This is a genomic window from Candidatus Agathobaculum pullicola (genome assembly GCF_052117205.1).
GTDB classification, from domain to species: domain Bacteria; phylum Bacillota; class Clostridia; order Oscillospirales; family Butyricicoccaceae; genus Agathobaculum; species Agathobaculum pullicola.
Window position 1 is genome coordinate 25,162 of record NZ_JBQKJP010000002.1, and the last position, 23,039, is coordinate 48,200.

General features: G+C 55.2%; 21 protein-coding genes. 2 read left to right on the forward strand and 19 right to left on the reverse strand.

Annotated elements, in window-relative coordinates; all coding sequences use genetic code 11:
* Window positions 1–9 precede the first annotated feature (9 nt).
* From ACTQ3V_RS01135 to ACTQ3V_RS01160, 6 genes are all read right to left on the reverse strand, one after another.
* Window positions 10–1,215 (reverse strand): helix-turn-helix domain-containing protein, encoded by a 1,206-nt coding sequence (locus ACTQ3V_RS01135; protein ID WP_441465888.1) that lies wholly within the window; start codon window positions 1,213–1,215, stop codon window positions 10–12.
* A 165-nt stretch (window positions 1,216–1,380) separates the two neighbouring features.
* The gene (locus ACTQ3V_RS01140) at window positions 1,381–1,569 is read right to left on the reverse strand and encodes a hypothetical protein (RefSeq protein WP_441465889.1); all 189 of its coding nucleotides are present in this window, start codon (window positions 1,567–1,569) and stop codon (window positions 1,381–1,383) included.
* A gap of 113 nt (window positions 1,570–1,682) precedes the next feature.
* Window positions 1,683–2,891: an aspartate kinase gene (locus ACTQ3V_RS01145; protein WP_441465890.1), complete on the reverse strand. Its 1,209-nt coding sequence runs from the start codon at window positions 2,889–2,891 to the stop codon at window positions 1,683–1,685.
* Window positions 2,892–2,939: 48 nt separating this feature from the next.
* Window positions 2,940–3,830, reverse strand: a complete 891-nt coding sequence (thrB, locus tag ACTQ3V_RS01150; RefSeq protein WP_441465891.1) for a homoserine kinase — start codon at window positions 3,828–3,830, stop codon at window positions 2,940–2,942.
* An 18-nt stretch (window positions 3,831–3,848) separates the two neighbouring features.
* Window positions 3,849–5,060: a homoserine dehydrogenase gene (locus ACTQ3V_RS01155; RefSeq protein WP_441465892.1), complete on the reverse strand. Its 1,212-nt coding sequence runs from the start codon at window positions 5,058–5,060 to the stop codon at window positions 3,849–3,851.
* Window positions 5,061–5,090: 30 nt separating this feature from the next.
* Window positions 5,091–5,531 (reverse strand): ACT domain-containing protein, encoded by a 441-nt coding sequence (locus tag ACTQ3V_RS01160; RefSeq protein ID WP_373163385.1) that lies wholly within the window; start codon window positions 5,529–5,531, stop codon window positions 5,091–5,093.
* Between the two features lie 230 nt (window positions 5,532–5,761).
* Here ACTQ3V_RS01160 and ACTQ3V_RS01165 point away from each other — a divergent pair, with 230 nt between their 5' ends.
* Entirely contained in the window at window positions 5,762–7,087 is a 1,326-nt protein-coding gene (locus tag ACTQ3V_RS01165; protein WP_441465893.1) for a sodium-dependent transporter, read from the forward strand.
* Between the two features lie 91 nt (window positions 7,088–7,178).
* Here the strand turns inward: ACTQ3V_RS01165 and ftsH are convergent, their stop codons facing one another.
* The 6 genes from ftsH to ACTQ3V_RS01195 form a co-directional block, all read right to left on the reverse strand.
* Window positions 7,179–9,149 (reverse strand): ATP-dependent zinc metalloprotease FtsH, encoded by a 1,971-nt coding sequence (ftsH, locus tag ACTQ3V_RS01170; RefSeq protein WP_441466032.1) that lies wholly within the window; start codon window positions 9,147–9,149, stop codon window positions 7,179–7,181.
* Between the two features lie 42 nt (window positions 9,150–9,191).
* The gene (gene hpt, locus ACTQ3V_RS01175) at window positions 9,192–9,746 is read right to left on the reverse strand and encodes a hypoxanthine phosphoribosyltransferase (protein ID WP_441465894.1); all 555 of its coding nucleotides are present in this window, start codon (window positions 9,744–9,746) and stop codon (window positions 9,192–9,194) included.
* Window positions 9,747–9,749: 3 nt separating this feature from the next.
* Window positions 9,750–11,087 carry a tRNA lysidine(34) synthetase TilS gene (gene tilS / locus ACTQ3V_RS01180; RefSeq protein WP_441465895.1) on the reverse strand — a complete coding sequence of 446 codons (1,338 nt, stop codon included), beginning with the start codon at window positions 11,085–11,087 and terminating at the stop codon, window positions 9,750–9,752.
* Window positions 11,088–11,091: 4 nt separating this feature from the next.
* Entirely contained in the window at window positions 11,092–12,543 is a 1,452-nt protein-coding gene (dnaB, locus tag ACTQ3V_RS01185; protein WP_441465896.1) for a replicative DNA helicase, read from the reverse strand.
* 131 nt (window positions 12,544–12,674) lie between these two features.
* Complete coding sequence (gene rplI / locus ACTQ3V_RS01190; protein WP_441465897.1) at window positions 12,675–13,121, reverse strand: 50S ribosomal protein L9; 447 nt, start codon at window positions 13,119–13,121, stop codon at window positions 12,675–12,677.
* Window positions 13,122–13,172: 51 nt separating this feature from the next.
* Window positions 13,173–15,128 (reverse strand): DHH family phosphoesterase, encoded by a 1,956-nt coding sequence (locus ACTQ3V_RS01195; RefSeq protein WP_441465898.1) that lies wholly within the window; start codon window positions 15,126–15,128, stop codon window positions 13,173–13,175.
* A 219-nt stretch (window positions 15,129–15,347) separates the two neighbouring features.
* Here ACTQ3V_RS01195 and glpK point away from each other — a divergent pair, with 219 nt between their 5' ends.
* Window positions 15,348–16,838 carry a glycerol kinase GlpK gene (gene glpK, locus ACTQ3V_RS01200; RefSeq protein WP_441465899.1) on the forward strand — a complete coding sequence of 497 codons (1,491 nt, stop codon included), beginning with the start codon at window positions 15,348–15,350 and terminating at the stop codon, window positions 16,836–16,838.
* 16 nt (window positions 16,839–16,854) lie between these two features.
* On the opposite strand, the gene ACTQ3V_RS01205 is transcribed toward glpK, so the two are convergent.
* Genes ACTQ3V_RS01205 through ACTQ3V_RS01235 form a run of 7 tightly spaced genes read right to left on the reverse strand, consistent with a single transcriptional unit; the run spans window position 16,855 to window position 22,996 of the window.
* Complete coding sequence (locus ACTQ3V_RS01205) at window positions 16,855–18,105, reverse strand: peptidase U32 family protein (RefSeq protein WP_441466033.1); 1,251 nt, start codon at window positions 18,103–18,105, stop codon at window positions 16,855–16,857.
* Window positions 18,083–19,255: an endolytic transglycosylase MltG gene (gene mltG / locus ACTQ3V_RS01210; protein WP_441465900.1), complete on the reverse strand. Its 1,173-nt coding sequence runs from the start codon at window positions 19,253–19,255 to the stop codon at window positions 18,083–18,085. Before mltG ends, ACTQ3V_RS01205 begins: the two co-directional genes overlap by 23 nt.
* A 29-nt stretch (window positions 19,256–19,284) precedes the next feature.
* On the reverse strand, window positions 19,285–20,175 hold the full coding sequence (locus ACTQ3V_RS01215; RefSeq protein WP_441465901.1) for a CPBP family intramembrane glutamic endopeptidase: 891 nt from the start codon (window positions 20,173–20,175) through the stop codon (window positions 19,285–19,287).
* Complete coding sequence (locus ACTQ3V_RS01220) at window positions 20,165–20,755, reverse strand: 5-formyltetrahydrofolate cyclo-ligase (protein ID WP_441465902.1); 591 nt, start codon at window positions 20,753–20,755, stop codon at window positions 20,165–20,167. The genes ACTQ3V_RS01215 and ACTQ3V_RS01220 overlap by 11 nt, the downstream gene beginning before the upstream one ends.
* Window positions 20,721–21,272 (reverse strand): DJ-1 family glyoxalase III, encoded by a 552-nt coding sequence (locus tag ACTQ3V_RS01225; protein ID WP_441465903.1) that lies wholly within the window; start codon window positions 21,270–21,272, stop codon window positions 20,721–20,723. The genes ACTQ3V_RS01220 and ACTQ3V_RS01225 overlap by 35 nt, the downstream gene beginning before the upstream one ends.
* 15 nt (window positions 21,273–21,287) lie before the next feature.
* Complete coding sequence (locus tag ACTQ3V_RS01230) at window positions 21,288–22,085, reverse strand: GNAT family N-acetyltransferase (RefSeq protein ID WP_441465904.1); 798 nt, start codon at window positions 22,083–22,085, stop codon at window positions 21,288–21,290.
* Window positions 22,082–22,996, reverse strand: a complete 915-nt coding sequence (locus ACTQ3V_RS01235; protein WP_441465905.1) for a DUF2156 domain-containing protein — start codon at window positions 22,994–22,996, stop codon at window positions 22,082–22,084. The genes ACTQ3V_RS01230 and ACTQ3V_RS01235 overlap by 4 nt, the downstream gene beginning before the upstream one ends.
* Between the last annotated feature and the right edge of the window lie 43 nt (window positions 22,997–23,039).

Consider the following 23,039-nt stretch of genomic DNA (forward strand, 5'->3'; position numbering starts at 1 on the left):
AAAACCCTGCTAAAAATTAAAGGTTATTTCTGTTTCTCCACCATCTTTTGCATCCTGTACGAGCTGATGCACGCGGCCATAATTATCGGTATATTCCATCATCAGCTGCAATTGCTCCGGGGGGATGTCCACCGTCCAGTCGACCGCACATTCCGCATGGTAACGCTCCAAATCCGCATCCCACTCAGGTGCCGAAAACGCCGCGCTTTGCAGCTCGGTATCCCCTTGCAGCAATACCATTCGCGCACTGACGGGATGACACCGCATTGGCATGCCATCCAGCCTATACCAAATCTGATAGAAAAACGCCGAAACTGTGCCGGACACAGTGGTGACACCGTTTTGCACCTGCACTACATTATCATCCGGGTTGCTTCCATTATCTCCGGCATGCCATGTGTATCCGCAAGAGATGTCAAACTCTTTTTCCAGCCCGCTGACGGTCTCCAGCAACAGATTACGCACCGTACCGCTCTCCCGGTCGGTTAGCGTCAGATAAACCGTAAAGGCATCCCGCAGCGGAATCTCCGTACTGCCCACATAGGAATTGTCCTGTTCCAGAATCGCAGCGCACGTCCAGCTTTCGCCCGCGCTCTGGATAGTGAATTTGGGTGTTTCGGTATTTTGGTTCAGTTCCTTAGGCCGTGCAGACAAGGACAGCTTGAGCGTGGTCGTCACCGTCTTGTTCGGGTTATACTGCAAGTCATAAGCGATGTCATAATCCGACAAGGCATCTTGTTCGGTTTTCCCCTCTGCCGGAGCATATTCCGTATCCGCCTGCTGCATCTGTGCAGCCACGGATTCTACGCGCAGCCGCAGATTTTCTACCTGTGTTTGCAACATTTGCACATACCCAATCGAAAGCAAGTTACCGATGACGCTGACAAACAACAATAGCGCCACTATAATGATAAACCACTTCGTCTTTTGTGTTAATACCGGTGAGTATGTGACCCTAAATCCGTCCGGTGCAATTGTTATTCCTTCCGACGGCTTCTTCTCTTTATCCGGCAACGGCTCGTCCGGTCGCAACAGTGTATCCACCGGCACACCGAACAAACGGCTCAGTTCCACCAGATTATCCATGGTTGGCACGGCCTGATCGGCCTCCCACTTGCTTACCGCCTGCCGGGACAGACCGAGTTTTTCGCCCAGCGCTTCCTGACTCAAGCCCTTCTCATGCCGGAGCGCTTCAATCTTCTCTCCTGTTGTCATATTTAGGCACCTCCTTACTGTGCTTCCAGTGTGCCTGAAATATCGAAAAAGCACCACCAACCCGGCGTTTCTTTTTGTCAACCAGCAGTTGCCTCTGCTTTTTGGCGGGAAAAAGCCCCGAAAGACGTCTCCTTCGGGGCTTTGCTGGCAGTAAGTAACGCGGGTTTATTCGACTCCCTCGCCCTCACCATCATGACGATTGTTAAATGCGTATTCCGGGCACTTGGCCTTTGCCTCTTCCTCGGTCTCATACGGACAAGTACGAACACGACCCTCTGTCTCGGAAAATGCAACACACATTTTATCATTTCCGGTGGCAAATCGGCGCCGGAACAAGCACCAGAGTTTCTTCATGACATAACATCCTTTCCCGCCAATTGACAATAATATCACAATAATATTATAACGAACCCGACTTCGCTTGTCAATCAGGTTCGTTATTTTTTTATCAAATTCTCAGTACCGCCTTACTCGCCGAAGAATTCCTCGTGGATGGCCTTGACTGCCTTTTCGCTGTCCGCCTCGTTAATCAAAACAGAAATCTTAATTTCCGAGGTGGAGATCATGCGAATATTAATGCCGGCCATAGCCAATGCCTCAAACATCTTAGATGCAACGCCTGCAGAGGATGCCATACCCGCACCAACAATGGATACCTTGGCAACCTTGGTGTTGATTGACACATCCTCATAGCCAATCATCTCGGCGTTTTCCTCCAGAATTTTGCCGACGCGCTCCGCGTCATCCTCACGAATGGTAAAGGAGATAGACTTTTTATTGTCGCGGCCGACCGACTGGAGGATGATGTCGATATTGACATTGTGCTTGGCCATGAGCGAAAACACCTTGAACGCTGTGCCCGGCGTATCCGCTACATTGATAATAGCCACACGCGCACAATTATTATCACGGGCCACGCCCGATACATTCATTTTTTCCATGTGAGAACCCTCCTTGACTTTCGTACCCGGGTTGCGGGTAAAGCTCGAAACGACCTCCAGGTCGACGTTATACTTTTTCGCCATCTCCACCGAGCGGTTATGCAGAACCTGTGCGCCAAGCGACGCCAGTTCCAGCATTTCATCATACGTAATCGCATCCAACTTGCGCGCATTGGAAACGATACGCGGGTCTGCGGTATATACGCCGTCAACATCGGTGTAAATCTGACACAGGTCGGCGCCCAGCGTCGCCGCAATCGCCACAGCAGTCGTATCCGAGCCGCCGCGGCCGAGCGTGGTCACATCCCCGAGCTTATTGATGCCTTGGAAACCCGCTACGATGCAGATTTTTCCGTTATCGAGTTCTGCCTGCAGGCGGTCGCCCACGATGCGCTTGATACGCGCATCCGAATAATTGCTGTTGGTTTCCAGACCAATCTGCCAGCCGGTCAGCGAAACAACCGAAAAGCCGAGCTTCTGAATCGCTATCGCCAGCAGCGACATTGAAATCATCTCACCGGTGTTAAGCAACACATCCATCTCACGTTTGGACGGATGTTCGTTCAGCTCCGCCGCCTTTGCAATCAAGTCATCGGTAGTATCTCCCTGCGCGGAGACCACAACAACCACCTTGTTGCCGGCCTGCGCAGTCTTGGTGACAATATCCGCAACATTTCTCAGCCGTTCGGTGTTCGCCACCGAAGTGCCGCCGAACTTTTGCACAATAAGACTCATACTGATTCCGTTTCCTCCTTATATAGCCTGCCGCAAACGCGGCCTCGCTCACATGCGTTTCACGGTCGCACCAACCTCGTCGCAGCGCAGCTGTACGGCCTTCCAATGCGGATATTTTTCCGCACAGACCGCCTGCGCGCGCGACAGATAGTCGCGGTCCCCCTTATAAACCATCGCAACGATGGACGGGCCGGCGCCCGAGATGAATGCCCCCAGCGCCCCCAACTGCTTCGCCTCGCGGACAATGTCCTCTCCGTTTTCAATCAGGCTGAAGCGATATGGTTGATGCAGACAGTCCCCCGTTGCCACATCCAGATTTTCCAGCTTGCCGGTTGTCAGACTGCCGGCGAGCAGTGCCGCGCGCGCCAGATTATACACCGCATCATGGTGCGCGATGGTTTTGGGCAGCGCCGCGCGCGCCTTCTCGGTCGAGAGCTTGAAATCCGGAATGAACACGATAAAGTCAATCGCGCCGTGCACCGGCACGCGCACATGATGTACATGACCATTCTCCAGCAGCGCCACACAGAAACCGCCCAGAATGGCGGGCGTGGAGTTATCCGGGTGGCCTTCAATCGTCGCTGCAAGGTCGATAACAGCTTGCCGGTCGAGCGGCTCGCCGAGCAGTGCATTCGCGCCCATAATGCCCGCAACCGTGCAGGCCGAAGATGAACCCAAGCCACGCGTCTGCGGGATGGCGCAGTCCTCAATAATTTTCAGGCCGGAAAGCGGCTTACCACATTCATCATATACCCGTTTTGCACACTGATAAATCAGATTGCGTGCATCCTTTGGCACAAACTGACCGTTTTTATCGGAAATATCAATACGCTCGCTTTCTTCCATGTCGATCACGTTATACAGTTCGAGCGCAATGCCGATGCTGTCGTAGCCCGAACCCATATTGGCGCTCGTAGCCGGAACAGTAACACGAACCATTTTCCTGTTATCCTCCTCTTACAGCATACGCATAGCAGCACGCACTTCGCCACAAGCGTTCAGCTTTTCCATCTTTTCCTGCATCTCGGCCGTGGACATCTTGCGTGTCTTGACCACCGTTACACCGTTGACCGGCTCGGTCAGACTTTCCACCGGCAGCAATGCCTCCAAATCACGCGATGCACCCTTGAAACGAACATACCATGCGCTTTGCAACGTGTCAAGCGGACGGAGCAGGTTTTTCGACCCATCGCCCCAGAAAATACGGCGGCGGTGGTCCGCATGCTCAATGCAGTCAAGCATATCCGCCACAACAGCCGAAGCGGTGGCGAGCTTGCCCGCGCCCTTACCGTAGAACATCACGTCACCCGTTGCATTACCATTGACCATAATGGCGTTGAATACATCCTCCACCGCAGCCAACGGGCTTTCTTTATGAATCAGATGCGGCGCAACATACGCATAGGCCGTGCCGTCCTCGCACCGCACCGTGCGGCCGAGCAGTTTAATCACGCAGCCGAGCTTGTCGGCGTTGGCAACGTCCTCCAGAGTAATCTTGGTGATGCCCTCACAGGATACCTGGTCGGGGTTAAACTTGTCACCAAATGCCAAATCCGCCAGAATACAAATTTTACGGCAAGCGTCATGACCCTCGATATCCGCCGTCGGGTCCTTTTCCGCGTAGCCATTGAGCTGGGCCTGCTTGAGTGCGTCCTCAAAGGTGACACCGTTATGAATCATCTGCGTCAAAATGTAGTTGGTCGTACCATTGAGAATACCGCAAATCTCATTGAATTCATTGGCGGCAAGGCATTGCAGCATCGGCCTGATAATCGGGATACCACCGCCGACCGAAGCCTCAAACATGTAATTTACGCCTTTTTCCTCTGCAATTCTCAGCAGTTCTTCACCGCGCGTGGCAACCAGTTCCTTATTAGAGGTGCATACGCTCTTGCCGGCGAGCAGGCAGCGGCGCGTAAACTCGTAGGCGGCGCCCACACCGCCCATGACCTCGGCTACGACCGTAACCTCAGGGTCATTTTCAATAACCGAAAAATCATTCACAAATTTGTGTCCATACGGCAGCGCGGAAAAATCGCGCAAATCCAGTACATATTTTACCTCAACCGGCTGACCAACCACACGCGCAATTTTTTCGGCGTTCATTTCAAACACCTCATATACGCCGGAGCCAACCGTACCGTGTCCCATGATTGCTGCTTTTATCATAACCCAGTTTCCTCTCCTTCGGTTCTATTTCTATTCGGATGCCAGAATTTCCACCTTGCTTACGCCCTCCATCTGTTCTGCACGACGGAGCAGCTCCTCAACCGAGTACTTCATCTCTCCGGTACGGGCGGCAATAGTCACGGATGCCTGCCCGCGCATCGGTATCGACTGATTGACCGTCAGCAAATTTGCGCCCGAGCGGGCCATCAGCCCCAGAATACTCGATAACACGCCCGGCTGGTCGTGCAGCATAAAGTGGAAGGTCACAATCCGGTCGGTTGTCGCCTCGAAAAACGGGCGCACACCATCCTTATATTTGTAATACGCACTGCGCGACAGTCCGGCGATTTTCGCCGCCTCGCTTGCCGTCGCCGCCCTGCCCGAGGCAATCGCCTCGTTCGCTTCGATCACACGCTGGAACACTTCCGGCAGCAGTGTACGTTCGACCAGATAGTATTTTGGTTTTACCATGCGCTGTTTGTCCTCCCTAAAAAGACATGTGTCTTTCTCACGCTTTCCTATCATACCATAAGCAGGCGATAAGTGCAAGGGAATAACTGATAAATTTCCCGAATTTCCGCACGCGCTTTTGTCGGATATGACAAAGCGCTTGTCCTTTTCTGGTGAAATCGCGTATGGCTTTATCCCCACTGTTATGATATACTATATAGACTTGTGAAAAGAAACCGGAGATTGAAAAAATGAATGAAAAAAGTGTGAATGGTACCTTTACCTCCAAAATCGGCTTTGTGCTGGCGGCAGTTGGCTCCGCGGTTGGCATGGGCAACATCTGGATGTTTCCTTATCGTACCGGACAATACGGTGGCGCGGCCTTCCTCATCCCCTATCTGCTGTTTATCGCTCTGTTCGGCTATGTCGGCCTATCCGGTGAATTCGCCTTCGGTCGATTGACCGGCACCGGCCCGATCGGCTCCTATGAATATGCAATGAAAACGCGCGGCAAAAAGAGCGGCGCAATTCTGGGTGCCATTCCGCTGTTCGGCTCGCTGGGCATTGCCATCGGCTATTCGATTATTGTTGGCTGGGTGCTGCGATGTGCGTTTGGTGCACTGACCGGCACGCTCATGTCTACCGAACCGGAAACTTACTTTGCGCAGATGAGCGCCACGCACCTATCCAGTGTTCCGTGGCATGCAATCGTTGTGGTAATAACGGTCGCCATCCTGATTTTCGGTGTTTCGGGCGGTATTGAAAAGATTAACAAAGTGATGATGCCGACATTCTTCATTTTGTTCCTGATTATTGCGGTGCGTGTGCTCTTTTTGCCGGGTGCGCTGGATGGCTATAAATATCTGCTCGTTCCCCAGTGGGAATATCTGCTCAATCTCCGCACATGGATTATGGCGATGGGGCAGGCGTTCTTCTCGCTTTCCGTAACTGGATCGGGTATGATCATCTACGGCTCTTACCTCTCCAAAAAGGAAGATATTGTCCACTCCTCGTGTATGACCGCTGTGCTGGACACCTGCGCGGCCATGCTGGCGGGCTGCGCGGTCATCCCATCGGTATTCGCCTTTGGACTGGACCCCGCTTCCGGTCCCAAACTGCTCTTTATCACGCTGCCGCGTGTGTTCCAGCAGATGCCGCTCGGCCGGCTATTTGCATTCCTGTTTTTCATTTCCGTGCTGTTTGCCGGTATCACTTCGCTGGCCAACATGCTGGAAGCAGTATCTGAAGCTGCGCAGACACGCCTGAAGCTAAACCGTAAGGTCGCCGTTGCAGTGGCAGGCGCGGCAACACTCGCGGTCGGCCTGCTGATTGAGCAGGAAGCCCTGATGGGCCGCTGGATGGATATCATCACAATTTATATCGTGCCAATCGGCGCAATCCTTGGCGCTGTGATGATCTACTGGGTGCTCGGCGTCAAAACCATAAAGAAAGAGTTGATGGAGGGCCGGGACAAGCCCCTCAGTCCTGCGTATGATTTCCTTGCCAAATATGTCTATGTTTTTCTTGCCGCACTGGTTGTAATATGCAGCTTCGTCATCCCCGGCGGCATCGGCTGAAACATCCAAAAGGGAGCGGTTTTCCGCTCCCTTTTCTTGCGCCGGGCAAACAAAATCCCACGGGAAACCGTGGGATTTTTTATTGCAGAAATCAGTTCTGATTGTCCGAATGAGTGGGCGCGGCCTTTTCGTCCTCATCCGACTCGCCTGCGTCAGCGGCTTTGGCAGCGCTTTCCGGCGCCTTGCCAACCTTAGCATCGAGTTCTTCCTTCAACTCGGTCATCAAATCCTCACCGACCACCTTATCCGGTACAACTTCGCCGTTGAACACCTTGACAAAAGTCTCACCGTCCATGGTTTCGTTCCGGATCAGATACTCCGCCACACGAGTCATTTGCTCCAAATGCTCATTCAGCAGCTTTTTGCAGGCCCGGTACGCCTCTTCGATGATGCGATGGACCTCATCGTCAATCTCTGCCGCCTTGACCTCGGAATAGCCCTTGCCCGCTGCAAAATCGCGGCCAAGGAAAATCTCCCCGCTGTCAGAGCCGTAGTCGATGGGGCCGATTTTCTCGCTCATACCATAGCTGGTGACCATCGCGCGGGCCATCTGCGTCGCCTGCTTGATGTCGCCGTATGCACCGGTCGAAATATCCTCCATTGTCAGCTGCTCGGCTACACGACCGCCAAGGCAGACAATGATATACTCCTCCATATACTTACGGGTGCGATAAGCCTGATCCTCTTCCGGCAGCGGCATGGTAAAGCCGCCTGCACCAGAAGAACGCGGGATAATCGTGACATGATGCACGGGATCCTGCGTGGGCAGCACGTGGAAGCAGATTGCATGACCTGCTTCATGGTACGCCGTCAGGCGCTTATCCTTATCGGTGATGATGTGGCTCTTCTTTTCCACACCCATAACCACCTTGAGCAAGGATTCCTCAATCTCCTCCTGAGAAATCAGCTTTTTGTTACGGCGCGCCGCCAGCAACGCCGCCTCGTTGAGCAGGTTTTCCAAATCCGCGCCGGTAAAGCCCGCAGTGGTCTTTGCGATATCCGCGAACTTGACATCCGGATCAAACTGCTTGTTGCGTGCATGCACCTTAAGGATAGCCTCGCGTCCCTTGACATCCGGTGCGCCGACATAAACCTGACGGTCAAAGCGCCCCGGGCGCAGCAGCGCGTTATCCAGAATATCCTTACGGTTTGTGGCCGCGATGACGATAACGCCTTCATTTGCGCCGAAACCGTCCATCTCAACCAGCAGCTGATTGAGCGTCTGCTCACGCTCATCGTGTCCGCCGCCGAGACCCGCACCGCGCTGACGGCCGACCGCGTCAATCTCGTCGATGAACACGATTGCCGGCGCGTTTTTCTTAGCTTGCTCGAACAGGTCACGCACACGCGACGCACCGACGCCGACATACAGCTCGACAAAGTCCGAACCGGAGATGGACAGGAACGGTACGCCTGCTTCGCCCGCAACCGCACGCGCAATCAGGGTTTTACCGGTACCCGGAGGGCCAACCAGCAGCACGCCCTTGGGGATACGTGCGCCGATCTGCACGAATTTCTGCGGATTTTTCAGGAATTCCACGATTTCCTGTAACTCCGCCTTTTCTTCGTCCGCGCCGGCCACATCATTGAACGTCACCTTGCGCTTATCGTCCTGCGCCAGACGCGCACGCGCCTTGCCGAACTGCATCGGACCTGCGCCGCCGCCGGACTGTTTGTTCATCATGAAATACCAGAATGCACCAAGCAGCACAAACAGAATGACATACGGCAGGAACTGCGCCCACCACGGAATGGTGGTAATCACATAATCGACCTCTTTGAGCGTACCATTCCGCATCTGCTCATCAATGGTTGCGCCAAGCTGCGCCCACCAAATATCACGCGAACCGCCCAGATCGTAGCTGACTACGCGATTTTCGTCGCGCAGGTGCATCGTGAGAACCGTGTCGTCTACCTTGTATTCATCTACTTTGCCTTCGATGAAATAGGTATACACATCAAAATAGGTGACCGGTTCGGTCTGCTGGGTCTGGCTGATAACATAACTGACGCCCGCCAGAAGGAACACCAGAATGATGAGATAAAGGCCAAAGCCCTTCATTTTTCCTTTCAAATTGGTTTGACACCTCTTCCTTGTTTGTATTTACTCGCCGCCATAAACGCTCGGCTTCAGAATACCGATATATGGCAGATTGCGGTATTTTTCAGCATAATCCAGTCCGTAGCCGACCACAAATTCATCGGGAATCTCAAAGCCCAGATAATCGATCGGCACATCCACTCTATGTCGCGCGGGCTTGGACAAAAGCGTGCACAGCCGAATGGAGCGCGCGCCGCGCGCGGTCAGCACCTGCATCAGATAACTGAGCGTCACGCCCGAATCCAGAATATCCTCCACAATCAGCAGATCTCGTCCGTCGATCGGCTGCTCAATATCCTTGATGATCTGTACCTCGCCCGAGGTCTTGGTTCCCTTGCCATAGCTCGACACGACCATGAAATCCACGTTGCAGGGCGTGTCAATCTTGCGCGTCAAGTCAGCCATGAACACATAGGACCCTTTCAGTACGCTGACAATCAGCGGGTTCTTGTCCCGATAGTCCTCGGTGATACGGGCACCCAACTCCGCAACCTTTGCCGCCAATTGCTGCTCGGTAAAATAGATTTCCTTGATATCGTCCCGCATATCATATGCCATTTTTCAATACCCCTCTATTTTGATTTGTATACGCGCGCCCCCCTGTGGGGAACGCGAACAATCCATACCTATATCCTGCACGGCAATCACACCGGTTTTATCCGCTATGACCGCCAGCCCATCCCGCTTGCAGCGTGGGATTTTGCGGTCGATGAGCAGTTTTTTGAGCGTCCGACTGCCGCCTTTTTCTGTCAGACGGATACGGTCACCCGCCCTGCGTGTACGAACGCACAATGATACGAAATCTATTGTACCACAATCCACGCAAAAAGTATTGAATGATTTGTAAAAAACTTCGTTATTTTCTAAGACATGCACAGAAACCCGTACACTGCCCTCCCACATCAGCTGATCAGACGGAACAGACAGCGGCACCGCCGGTCGTGTCGGTTGGTTTTCCTCCCGCATCAGCCGCAGCACACCATATTCGCGCCGCGCGGTGAACCTGTGCGGCAAAGCGCAGCAAGCGGATGGATTTTCGCTTTCCAGCAGTCGCTCCAACGCGAGAACATGCTGCGCGGTTACATCCCGCAGCGGCATACCGCTCTGCGCCAGCAAGCGCCGCAGCGCACGCGCACGAACCGCGGGATGTGCTTGCCGCATCGGAGCAATCTCCCATGCGCCGTCGGGACGCGCGGCCTGCGCCAGACATTCCTGCGCCAAACCGCCTAAGCAGTCCTCATCTTGCCGCAGCAGGTCACCCAACCGCGCCACAGCCTGCGCCGCCGACGGCTGAATCGCCCGCAGCGCAGGCACAACTGTGTGCCGGATGCGGTTGCGGGTGTAGGTTTCATCCGCGTTTGTACTATCGGTGACATAATCCTGCCCGAGCAACGCAAGGTACGCTTCCACCTGCGCGCGCTCCACCCGCAACAGCGGACGGATGATCTGTCCGCGCACAGGCGGGATGCCCGCCAGCCCCTTGGGGCCAGTGCCGCGCACCAGATGAAACAGCACGGTTTCCAGATTGTCGTCCGCGGTGTGTGCGGTGGCAATCTTTGCGCCCTGCGCAGCTTCTTGCAGCCGCGCATAGCGAATGCGGCGGGCGGTTTCCTCCACGCCGCTGCCCTGCTCACGCGCCGCCGCGGCAATGTCTATCCGTTCAACCGTCAGCGCGATTTCCAGCCGCGCGCACAACGCTCGGCAGAACGCCTCATCCCTCTCGGACTCCGCGCCACGCAAGCAATGATTAAGATGGAATGCCCGCACCGGATAACCAAGTTCGCACAGCACGCGCAGCAGCGCCACCGAATCCGCGCCGCCCGACAACGCGACCAGCACCGACTCGTCCGGCCGCAGCATATCATATGCGGCAATGCTCTGCTTTACCGTTTTCAGCATAAGTTTAGTCTCCATGGATACGATCCGGATTGGAGAAGGTGGTGTACTGACCGACCCACTGCAATTCAATTGTACCCGTTGCGCCGTGGCGGTTTTTGGCGATGATGATTTCCGCAATGTTCTTGTTCTCACTCTCATCATCATAATAGTCGTCGCGGTAAATAAACATGACGATATCCGCGTCCTGCTCGATGGCGCCGGATTCACGCAAATCAGACAGCATCGGTCGCTTATCCGAGCGCTGCTCGGACGCACGCGACAGCTGCGACAGACATACAACCGGCACATTAAGTTCCTTCGCCATAATTTTGAGTGAGCGCGAAATCTCCGCCACCTCTTGCACACGGTTATCCATATGCCGCCCGCCGACGTGCATCAGCTGCAAATAGTCGATAACAATCAGGCCGAGTTCCTCGCCCAGCCGCCTGCATTTCGCTTTTATCTCCGCAACCGTGATCGCCGGATTGTCGTCTACATAAATATTCAGCCCGGCCAGCACGCCCGACGCGCGGGCAATCTTGACCCAGTCCTCTTCATCCAGATTGCCGGTTTTGAGCTTTTGTGACTCGATGAGCGCTTCGCTCGACAAAAAGCGGCTGGCAAGCTGCTCCTTGCCCATCTCGAGCTGGAACACACACACACCCGTCCCCTTTTTGTAACCGCGCGGCTTATCTTTCACACTCGCCTTTGCGGCATTGAGTGCGACATTGAGTGCAAACGCTGTTTTGCCCATACCGGGGCGTGCCGCAATCAAAATCAGATCGGATTTGTTCAGGCCGGTCAGCGCGGTATCGAGCGCATGGAATCCGGTCGACATGCCCGGAATGTCGCTGTCCGACTTGGCGCGCTCATCCAGTTCGGTATACAGATCGGCAATAACCTCGCTGAGCTTGGACAAGCCCTTAATTTCACGCCCCTGCCGGATGCCGTAAATCCGCTGCTCGGCCAGTTCCGCAATGCTGGACGCCTCGCCGCGCGCTTCAAGCGCGTTTTGCTGGATCTCGCTGCCTGCGTCTGCGAGCTGACGCAGCAGGCTTTTATCGCGCACGATACGAACATATTCGTTTACATTACGCGCGCCGGGCGTAACCTCCATCAGCTGAAATAGGTACGCACGACCGCCTGCTTCATCATAATAGCCCATACGCGTGAGCATATCGAGCACCGTAACCGGGTCAATACGCTGCGCGCCGTTAAACATGGAATAAATCGTCTCAAAAATGCGCTTGTTCTCGTCGGCATAGAAGTCGTCCGCGCGCACCTGCTCAATAGCCTCCGGGATGCAGTTCGGGTCGACCAGCATCGCACCTAAAAGCGACTGCTCCGCTGTCAGGTCCTGCGGCACCTGCCGCATCAAAAGCTCATCCAAAACCGCACCGCCTTTCTGCAAATGGATTTGCTTTGCCGCGCTCAGCACGGCTATCGTTGCGCAAACCGCTATGCGGTTTGCATCCAAACGCCCCGCTTTGCCGGGCGTTTGGATACCCCCGACTCAGCGCCTGGGGCGGCGTCGTTCGGGTATCGAAGGTCGGTTTGTTCGGAACCGACCTTCGTATATGGGGGCTTATGAAGCCTCCTATAGGTGTATTACGCTTCTACTACCTGCACCAGAATCTCTCCCGCGATATCCTGATACAGCTTTGCCTTAACGCGATGCACGCCGAAAGTCTTAATCGGCTCCTCCAGTACGATTTTCTGCTTGGGTACGTTCAGACCGTACTGCTTATTCAGCTCCTCGGCAATTTCTTTGGAAGTCACCGCGCCGAACAGACGACCGCCTGCACCGCCCTTGGCGGGCACCTTGACCGGGCTTACCTTGAGTTTTTCCGCCGCTTCACGCGCGGCCTGCTGTTCGAGCGCAACCTTGCGCGCATGTGCCTCATCCTGCGCCTTCTTTACGTTCAGGTTATCCGCCGTTGCCGGCTCAGCCAGTCCGCGCGGCATGAGGAAATTACGGCCGTAGCCCTCGCTGACCTCGATAAGGTCGCCCTTCTTGCCCTTACCTTTAACATCGGCTTTTAGAATCACTTTCATAATTTATTAACTCCTTTTCTGAATTTCTATATCTGATAGAAGCCGGACGGCTCATTGCTCCGCCGGTTTATCGGTTTGCTGATCGGCAAAATAGCCGCTTATTGCCTCGGTTATCATACGATCCGCTTCTTCGGGCGTGGTGTTGCGCAATTGCGCACCCGCTGCCGAATGGTTGCCGCCGCCGCCCAGCCGCTCCATAAGCAGCTGCACATTGACTTGACCCGAAGCGCGCGCCGAAACCGCCATATCATTGCCGCTGCGAAACGCTACCACGCTTGCGCGCGTACCAATAATGCTCAGCAGCTCGTCTGCCGCCTGCGCTGCGGCTATACGGTCCACTTCCTCGTCAGTAATGGCGAAAATAACGCCCTGCCCACAGTCGCGCGCGGACGAAATCAGTTTCTGCCGCTCCATGTATTGCGTAAAGCTGGACTGGAACAGATGCTTCACATCGCTCGCCTCCGCGCCCGCGCGGCGCAGGTAGGCCGCTGCCTCAAAAGTGCGCACACCGGTGCGCATCGAGAAGCCCTTGGTATCCAGATAGATGCCCGCAAGCATCGCTTCGGCCTCACCCGTTAAAATGCCGCTGGTCGGCACCAGATATTGCAGCAGTTCACTGACCAGTTCGGATGCAGACGAGGCATACGGCTCATGCAGCGAAACGACTGCGTTTTCAATATAATCCGCGGCGCGGCGGTGATGGTCAATAACCGCCACCTTATTGATGGATTGCAGCAGCGCTTCGTTTTCGACATACCCCGGACGGTTAACGTCCACCACAATCAAAAGCGTGTTGAAATCACACAGAATCATTGCATCCTCTGCGCTGATAAACACGTCCTTGTACTCCGGCAGCGACTCCAGCCGCTCGATCAGGTCGCCTGCCATGGTGCGCTCCCGGTCGACCACGATGTGCACCGGCTTGCCTTTCACACGGGCGGCACACACCATACCGGCTGCGGCGCCGATGGCGTCCATATCGCTGTTTCGATGGCCCATAATCAGCACCTGTGAGGAATCGCGGATGAGCTGAGAAAGCGCGTTTGCCACCACGCGGCTTTTGACCTTGGTGCGCTTTTCGACCTCCTCGGTCAGGCCGCCGTAAAACTCAAAGGTATAGCGGTTTTTGATGACCGCCTGATCACCGCCGCGCGACAGCGCCATGTCGATCGCCAGACCGGCATATTGATAGCACTCCGCCAGCGTTTCGCCATCCTTGCCGATGCCGATGGACAGCGTCGCAATGACCCCTTCATGATTCTGAATATCGCGCACATCCTGCAGCACCGCAAACTTACGCGCGCTGAGCTTGTCAAGCTCGGCATTTTCGATGATGAAGATATATTTATCTCGGTCATATTTGCGCAGCACCGCATTACAGTCCTTGATCCACGAAAACAACCGCTTATCGATATCCGCAAGAATGGTGGATTTCTCGGAATCGGTTGCATTCTTGGTCAGTTCTTCATAGTTATCGATTGCAATGACCGCAATCGCTGGGCGGCGGGTTTCCGCTGCATCGCGCAGATGCACATATTCTGTGCAGTCCAGAAAATGCAGCATCATCATCTGTCCCGCATCGCTTTGCACTAGGCTGCCAAACACATGATACGCATTCCGGCCCATCCGCAGCTCGCCTGGAAACTCGTTTTTCCCTTCGATCAGCCAACGGGTTTCAAAGGTCGGCGCAAGTTCGGTCAGCCGCATATGCCGCGCACCGGCAAACTGTCCGCTGATATCCGCAAACGCTCTGTTTGTCCAGACAATTTCACCCGTTGTGGCCAAGGCAACTACGGTCGGCAACGGAGAATGTGTCACCGCAGGATGGATTTCCCCGCCGTCAACCACAATGTTGTCCATCAACGCCTGCATCTGGCGGCTGCGCTCTTCCTCCCCATGCAGCGCGATCATACGCAAAACCACGCCCATGGCAAGGCCTATCAACCCGTACATCACGGAAAAATACATGGTGCCCGCGGCAAACAGAAGATACAATACAAAAAACACTCGACTACCCGCCCGAAGTGTTTTTCGAGATGGCTTATTCAACTTCTCGTCCCCCTTTCGGACGCAAAAATTCACGTTAATTATACCATCGCTCTGTTATAATGTAAACAAAAATCGTATAAGCCTCCCTGTACCGCGCGGGCCGCATACGGTTCGGGGCATATTGACAGCGGCATGCCCTCAGGGTATGATTATTTTACGAAAGCGAGGCGAAGAATCATGGCGCAATATATTCTGGCTCTGGACCAAGGCACCACCAGTTCGCGTGCCATTTTGTTTGACCGCGAACAGAACATTCTGGCCATCCGCCAGCATGAACTGGCGCAGCACTATCCGCACGAGGGCTGGGTCGAACAGGACCCAATGGATATCTGGTCGACACAATACGCCGCGATGCTTGAGGTGCTGGCAGCCTCCAGCGTATCGCCGCAGGAAATCGCCGGCATCGGCATCACCAACCAGCGCGAAACCACCATTCTCTGGGATCGGAAAACCGGCCGACCTATCTATAACGCCGTGGTTTGGCAATGCCGCCGCACAGCCGATATCGTTGACAGACTTGTGGCGCAGGGGCTTTCCGACTATATCCGACAAACGACCGGTTTGATACCGGACGCTTACTTTTCCGGCACAAAAATCAAATGGATCCTCGATCATGTGGAAGGGACGCGGGAAAAAGCCGCGCGCGGCGACATTTTGTTCGGCACAGTGGACTGCTGGCTGGTCTGGAAGCTGACCGGCGGCAAGGTACACATCACAGATGCGACCAACGCCGCCCGCACCATGATTTTCAATATCCACACACTGGACTGGGACGATACGCTGCTGGAGGCGCTTGATATCCCGCGCGCCATGCTGCCTCGCGTATGTTCCTCGAGCGAGGTGTACGGCACTGTCGCCATACCCGGCGGCGACATCCCAATCGCCGGTATTGCGGGCGACCAGCAGGCCGCTCTGTTCGGACAGACCTGTTTCGCGCCGGGCGACGCCAAAAACACCTATGGTACCGGCTGCTTCCTGCTGATGAACACCGGCGCACAAGCCTGCGAAAGCAAAAACGGACTGCTCACCACCATCGGTATTCGCCTCGGCGGCGAAACCCAGTATGCGCTTGAGGGCAGCGTCTTTGTCGGCGGTGCAGTCATTCAGTGGCTGCGCGATGAAATGCGCTTTTTCGCGGAAAGCCGCGACGCAGAATACTATGCGAAAAAAGTACCGGATACGGGCGGCGTATATCTTGTGCCTGCGTTCACGGGCCTTGGCGCGCCGCACTGGGATATGTATGCGCGCGGCTGTCTGATCGGCTTGACACGCGGCACCTCCCGTGAGCACATCATCCGCGCCGCGCAGGAATCCATCGCCTATCAGGTCAACGACCTACTGGATGCAATGGCGCGTGACACGGGCGTACCATTGTCCTCACTGTCCGTGGACGGCGGCGCAAGCCGCGACAGTTTCCTGATGCAGTTTCAGGCGGATATCTCGCACTGCACCATCCGCCGTCCGGTCATCCGTGAAACCACCGCACTGGGCGCATGCTATCTGGCGGGACTTGCTACCGGCGTGTGGCACAGCCGCGATGAGCTGACACAGCTCTGGCGCTGTGATACATTCTATGAACCGACCATGCAGGAGGATGCCCGCCGACGGCTGCTGGCAGGCTGGTCAAAGGCGGTCGGCCGGAGTCTGGACTGGGAAGAGCACCGCTAAAAGCAAAAGAACGGCCTTACGAAGGCCGTTCTTTTTTCTTGCGTATAATCGCGTAATCGTCCACCGCAAACGGAAAAGAGAAATGCACGCGCATCTGCGGTACATTAAACAAATCGAGCGCCTCGCCCTCCTCATTGACCACACCATCCGCGTGGAAGCGATACGGCGGCTTGCCCGGCTGGATAAGCTCCAACTCCTCGCCCTTGAAAATGCGGTTTTTCAAGGCGAATACCGCATGCCCGTCCGCTCCGCAGTCGACCGGCATGCCCACCACCTCGTATTCACGAATATACTGGCTGTCGCCGTAGTGCTGTCCGTTCTCCTCCGAACCAAAGTAAAATCCGGTGTAGTATTCACGGTGGCTGACCTTGTTTACTTCCTCACGGCAAAACTGCGGCAGCACAAAGCCGGCTGGGTCGGCGGCATAGGCGTCAATCGCCGCACGGTATGCGCCGGTCACACAGGCGGCATAATACGCCGTCTTGTTGCGCCCCTCAATTTTGAAGGAGTCCACCCCGGCGCGCACCAGCTCCGGAATATGCTCAATCATGCACATATCCTTGGAATTATACAGATAGGTGCCGCGCGCATCCTCCTCGACCGGAAAAAACTCGCCCGGCCGCTTTTCCTCCATCAGCGTGTAATTCCACCGGCAGGGCTGGGCGCATGCGCCGCGATTGGCGTCCCGTCCGGTCATGTACTGCGAAATCAGGCAGCGGCCGGAATAGGAAATGCACATCGCGCCATGCACAAACGCTTCGATTTCCAGCTCTTTCGGGGTTTTCGCGCGAATCTCCGCGATTTCCTCCAGCGACAGCTCACGCGCGAGCACAACGCGCTCCGCGCCCAAATCCGCCCAAAAGTTGGCCGCCTCATGGTTGAGGATGCTGGTCTGGGTCGAAATGTGCAGCGGTACCTTGGGCGCATAGCGACGCGCCAGCCGGATCACACCCATATCCGCTACAATCAGAGCATCCGCGCCCGCATCCGCGAGCAGCTCCAGATATGCGGGCAACGTGGGTAAATCACACTCGGATGGCATGATATTGACCGTAATATAGCATTTTACGCCGTGTGCATGCGCATAGGCGATGCCTGTGCGCAATTCCTCATCGGCAAAGTTTGTGGCAGCGGCCCGCATCCCGAACCGCTGTCCCGCAAGATACACCGCGTCCGCGCCATACGCAATGGCAAAACGCATTTTTTCCATATCGCCCGCAGGCGAGAGCAACTCCGGCATTCTATTATTCACCGCTGCCCTCCGCATTGGCGGCGGCTGCTGCGGCTGCCGCCTGTGCCGCATTGGATTTGGCAATGTTCGCCTCATGTTCCGAATAGCTGTTGGCAAACAAATGCGTGCCGTCCGGCATAGCTACATAATAGTAATAATTGTGCTGTTCCGGATGAGAAGCGGCATACAGGGACGCATAACCCGGATTGCAAATCGGTCCGGGCGGCAGACCCTGCTTGGTATACAGGTTATACGGTGTATCGGACGCCAAGTCCTCATTGCTGAGCGTACCGCTTGTCCGGCCAAGGCCGTACAGGACGGAAGCATCCACCTGCAGGTACGGGAACTCGCTGGCATTATTCAGACGGTTATAGATAACGCCCGCAATCGTCGCGCGCTCGCTGTCCGCTTGCGCCTCACGCTCCACCAGCGATGCAATCGTTACGATGTCATGCATCGAGCGGCCAAGGCTTTCCGCACCGGCCTGAACGTCGGCATCATACTTGGTCTCAAAGTTGTTGAGCATCTTGTTGAGGGTGTCGACCACCGTTGCGTTACCCTTGTAAATCTCATAGGTATCCGGGAACAGATAGCCCTCCAGCCAACCCTCGGTTGCCGGCAACTCATTTTGCAGGAAGGTATGCTTGAACGGATATTCGTTCAGCGCTTCGTTGAGCGCATCCTCGGTGCAGACATGCTCATCGAGCAGCAGCTGCTTGATTTGCGCGACCGAATAGCCCTCCGGAACGGTGATTTTCATGGTTTCCTTGCTCGAAGCATTGACCAACGTGTCAATAATCTGGCCGTAATCCATATTGGGGTTGAGCGAATACGAGCCGGCAAGCACGCCATCATTGTCGCCCTTGATACGGACATAAAACTTGAAAATAGTACCATAATTGATGACGCCTTCGTCATCAAGCTGCTTTGCCAGAGAAATCAGATCGGTGTTTTCCGAAACCGTGATTTCCTTGACCGCGTTCTCCTTGACAAACGCAAACACGTCATTGGCAACGAAAATAGCCGCCAGCGACAGGATAATCGAAATGCCAAGCACCGCAATGACATACACCACCGTACCCGCACATCCGCCGTTGATTTGGCGACGGCTGCGACGATGACGCTGCGATGACTGCGGAATGCGCTGAGTCTCCTGGCCCACCTGATTGTTATCCATATTTTCCATCGTTTCACCTCAATATTTTCTATTTTTCCTTATAACACGCGGTTCATGACAATCTTTGCAATAAACGCAAGCACAAAAGCCAGCATACCCGGATTGCGTACCAGCAACCACAGATCATACAAACCGGCGCTTCTTTCAAAATGAGGAATACGGCCTGTGGTCAGCAGATTTTCCAGCTGACGCAGCGTCAAATAGAGAAACAGCAGCAGCACTAGTGCATTGATTGCCGCAAAATAGCTCCATATACCGAAGGCCGCATAAGTATCCGTAATCCAAAGCACAAACATATAGTACAGGTTGTTGACGCCGTGCGCCAAAACCGCGGGCCATACGCTGCCGGACACAAAAGTCAGATACGCATAAACGATACCAGCCAGAAACGGACCTGCAAAGTTCAGCATACTGCCGTGCAGCATGGCGAACACCAAGCCGCTGAACAGCAGGCAGGCCGAAGTGCCGACGATTTCCTCATGCACGGTGAACAGCGCACCGCGCAGATATACTTCTTCCATCACGGCCGAAAGCACAACAATGACGGCAAACCGGGCGGTCATACTCAGCCCGGACTGCGGCGCGTCCAATGCAATGGCCGTCAAATCCGCGCCGACCAAACCCGCCAAATGATAAATCAGCAAATTCAGAAACAGCGAAAGCACCGCTACCGTAACGCCCAGCCGAACCGTCAGCCCCAGCAATCCCTTGCGCAGCCGTCGCGGCTGTAGTCTTTTTCGCAGCTTTTTCTGATCTCGCATGGAGAACACCAGCATAACCAGCGGCAGCGCAAACGAAACAAATTCCGCCAGTGCAAGCAGCGGCGCGCCGCCGCCAAAGCGGTACGCCAGTTTTCCGGTACCCGTTAGCAGGCAAAAGCACAAAAACAACGAAAGGCCGGGCAGCAGCGCGATTTTGTTATTCTTCATTCGTGCGCAGCACCTGCCTTTCCGTAATAATCCACTGGCATCGTTGATCCAGCGCGGTATGCGGCAGACTGTCCACCAGCCGCTGTTCGGCGCAAAGCGCCATGCCGACGCCTCCCGTCCGGCAAAGAAAGCGGTCGTAGTACCCGCCGCCATATCCCAAACGATACCCCTTCCGGTCACAGGCCAGCGCCGGAACCAGTACCAACTCGATTTCCTCTGGCGGAATCTCCTGCGCGCAGGCGTTCGGTTCATCGATGCCATATGCGCCCGGTCGCAGCTCGTCAAGCGACCGGATTTGCCGCGCGGTCATTTCGCCTGCCGCTCCACAAAGCGGAACACAGACGGTTTTCCCCGCTGCCAGCGCCGCGCGCAGCAGCACACGGGTATCAATCTCCTGCGGGGTCGAAACATAGACAAACACGCAGCCCGCGTGACGATAGCTTGCATGCTCCAGCACATGACCGGCAATTTTTTCATCAATATATCGTTTTTCCACCGCATCCTGTGCGGCACGTTCGGAAAGAAATATTCTACGCAGTGTTTTCTTATCGCTCGACATGGTGCACAATTGCAGCGGCAATCCGACGCGCCTGCTCTTCTCCGCACAGCGCGGACACCAGCGCACAGCCAAAATCCAGCGCGCCGCCCACGCCGCAGGCGGTGATAATCCGACCGTCCACCACGCAGGTACGCTTGAGCGGAGTTGCACCCGTCATGCCGTCCTCCATGCCCGGATAGCAGGTGGCCTTGCGGCCCTTGAGCAGGCCCATCCCGCCCAGAATAATGGAAGGCGCGGCGCAGATGGCGGCAACGTACTTGCCCTCGTCATAGCACTTGCGCACCGCACCGGTGACACGCGCATCCGCGTACAGATTCTTCGTCCCCGGCATACCGCCCGGCAGCACCACCATATCCGCTTTGTCCCAGTCCGCTTGATCCATGGGCAGATCAGTCTGGATGCCGATACCGTGCGAGCCGTACACCAAATCGCCCGTCACGCCCACCAGCTTGACCTCCACTCCCGCGCGACGCAGCAGGTCAATCGGCGCAATCGCCTCTGTCTCCTCAAATCCTTCTGCCAGCAGTACATATACCATGTTTTGTCACACCTTTCAGTTCAGCATTAAATTCATATATCCGCGGGCATCCTCCCGCTCCTCATACCATTTGATGCAGCCGAGCGCTGTCTGCGTGCCGCAGCCCGTCACCGTGCATTGTTCCAATCCCAGCACCGCAAGCAAACCTTGCTCCCGCGCCGCCGTCAGGCCAAGTGCTTCCTGGACGGTATCCGTCCAGCAAAAGGCATACGCTGCGAGGGTATTCCCTACAAACCAGCCGAGTACGCCTGCACCCAGCGCATCGAACATTTCCAGCTGTGCCCGCCAGTAAGCCTCCTCACGCACAATGCGGCAATCCGATGCCAAACGGTCATACAGCGCCGCCATCTGCGGCACATCAGCCTGCGTCAGCCGCCGCGGTGCTTCACCATTTGCAATTCGTGTAATGCTGCGCTTTTCCACTTCAAAAAACGGCACATACCCGAATGGCCGGTAAAAATCAAACAGCCACGGCTCAGCCGGAATGAGTGTGGAAGCCGCTCTACCCTGTTCGCAGTCTATCACAAAAGATGCTTCGAGCAGACGCGCCATATGGCCTTTGCGGCGATGATTCGGGTCGGTGCATGCACCGTAAATATAGGTGATCTCTTTTTCCTCGCCGCCCATCAGCAGTCGATACGGCAGCATCTGTACCATCGCGCACAGCGCCCCCTGCTCTTCGCTGAGCAGCACCGTGCCGCAGTCAAAGAAATGCGCGAAAAAATAATCATTAAAGCCACCCTCGTCTGGAAAACAGGTTTCCCACAACTGTCGGATGCGCGCCACATCCTGCGGCTGCGCCCACCGAATCATGCCTGTGACTCCTTCGGCACCGCAGTGTATTTTACACCGCGCATGACCGGATAATATGACTTTTTCGCCTTGCGCAAACCTTCCAAACCGAGGTCTTCCTCTCTATTGACGTACTGTACGTCGCCGCAGTTGTGCAAAACAAACTGCTGGTTGATCATCTGATAGGCGCCGGCAATGGTGTGGTCGGCTTTTTCGATTTGCACCACATACATATCCGGTTCCGCTTTACAACCAAAGGTAAAGGCGATCACCTCTCCGTCCAGCCGCAGCAAGCCGCCTCGCAGCTCGAGCGCGTCAAAGTTATGCAGTGCCTGTACAATTGCGCACGTCTCTCCCTGAAAATCCCGGTTTTGCCCACAGCCGTTCTGCTTGCACCAGCGGATGTGATAGCCGAAGGCATCCTTGACGTTGTCGCGCGTCATGTCCTCGTAGCTCCAGCGGCCTTCGTATGCCGCCCGGAACCGATTGACCAGATTGCGCTTGCTTTGCAGCTTTTTTCCCGACAGCGTGCACAGCTTTTCCGCCAGATAAATATAGTCGTCGCCATCCTCGCTGTCATGCGAAAAGACAAATTTACCCGGACGCACTGCCTCAATCCGCTCAATCATAGGCTCTGCCACCGATACTACTACAAACGGAATACCACGTTCAGCGGCATCCTTCTCCAGTGCATCGAGCGCGTCACCCAGATCTCCCTCTCCCACCGGGGCCAAATAGCAATCATGCTCACCGTCCAGCGGCGTCATCTTCACCAGCAGAAAGCCGTCCCGAAAGCAAATCTGCGTATTATAGTGGCTGCGCCACATGAATAAATCAACGAAGCAGCGCTCGCACAAGTGATAATAATAGTGTGAACCGCATGCCTCTACCGCCTGCTTATCCTCCAATGTGATTTCTCTAAATGGTAACATAAACAATCCTTTTCTTTCAATTTTCGCGGCGAACCCGCATCGC

What these genes read in the sequence shown, in the direction of transcription:
- ACTQ3V_RS01135 (WP_441465888.1), bottom strand. Translation starts at nt 1,215, where the DNA reads ATGACAACAGGAGAGAAGATTGAAGCGCTCCGGCATGAGAAGGGCTTG.
- ACTQ3V_RS01140 (WP_441465889.1), bottom strand. Translation starts at nt 1,569, where the DNA reads ATGAAGAAACTCTGGTGCTTGTTCCGGCGCCGATTTGCCACCGGAAAT.
- ACTQ3V_RS01145 (WP_441465890.1), bottom strand. Translation starts at nt 2,891, where the DNA reads ATGAGTCTTATTGTGCAAAAGTTCGGCGGCACTTCGGTGGCGAACACC.
- thrB (WP_441465891.1), bottom strand. Translation starts at nt 3,830, where the DNA reads ATGGTTCGTGTTACTGTTCCGGCTACGAGCGCCAATATGGGTTCGGGC.
- ACTQ3V_RS01155 (WP_441465892.1), bottom strand. Translation starts at nt 5,060, where the DNA reads ATGATAAAAGCAGCAATCATGGGACACGGTACGGTTGGCTCCGGCGTA.
- ACTQ3V_RS01160 (WP_373163385.1), bottom strand. Translation starts at nt 5,531, where the DNA reads ATGGTAAAACCAAAATACTATCTGGTCGAACGTACACTGCTGCCGGAA.
- ACTQ3V_RS01165 (WP_441465893.1), top strand. Translation starts at nt 5,762, where the DNA reads ATGAATGAAAAAAGTGTGAATGGTACCTTTACCTCCAAAATCGGCTTT.
- ftsH (WP_441466032.1), bottom strand. Translation starts at nt 9,149, where the DNA reads ATGAAGGGCTTTGGCCTTTATCTCATCATTCTGGTGTTCCTTCTGGCG.
- hpt (WP_441465894.1), bottom strand. Translation starts at nt 9,746, where the DNA reads ATGGCATATGATATGCGGGACGATATCAAGGAAATCTATTTTACCGAG.
- tilS (WP_441465895.1), bottom strand. Translation starts at nt 11,087, where the DNA reads ATGCTGAAAACGGTAAAGCAGAGCATTGCCGCATATGATATGCTGCGG.
- rplI (WP_441465897.1), bottom strand. Translation starts at nt 13,121, where the DNA reads ATGAAAGTGATTCTAAAAGCCGATGTTAAAGGTAAGGGCAAGAAGGGC.
- glpK (WP_441465899.1), top strand. Translation starts at nt 15,348, where the DNA reads ATGGCGCAATATATTCTGGCTCTGGACCAAGGCACCACCAGTTCGCGT.
- ACTQ3V_RS01205 (WP_441466033.1), bottom strand. Translation starts at nt 18,105, where the DNA reads ATGCGGAGGGCAGCGGTGAATAATAGAATGCCGGAGTTGCTCTCGCCT.
- mltG (WP_441465900.1), bottom strand. Translation starts at nt 19,255, where the DNA reads ATGGAAAATATGGATAACAATCAGGTGGGCCAGGAGACTCAGCGCATT.
- ACTQ3V_RS01215 (WP_441465901.1), bottom strand. Translation starts at nt 20,175, where the DNA reads ATGAAGAATAACAAAATCGCGCTGCTGCCCGGCCTTTCGTTGTTTTTG.
- ACTQ3V_RS01225 (WP_441465903.1), bottom strand. Translation starts at nt 21,272, where the DNA reads ATGGTATATGTACTGCTGGCAGAAGGATTTGAGGAGACAGAGGCGATT.
- ACTQ3V_RS01230 (WP_441465904.1), bottom strand. Translation starts at nt 22,085, where the DNA reads ATGATTCGGTGGGCGCAGCCGCAGGATGTGGCGCGCATCCGACAGTTG.
- ACTQ3V_RS01235 (WP_441465905.1), bottom strand. Translation starts at nt 22,996, where the DNA reads ATGTTACCATTTAGAGAAATCACATTGGAGGATAAGCAGGCGGTAGAG.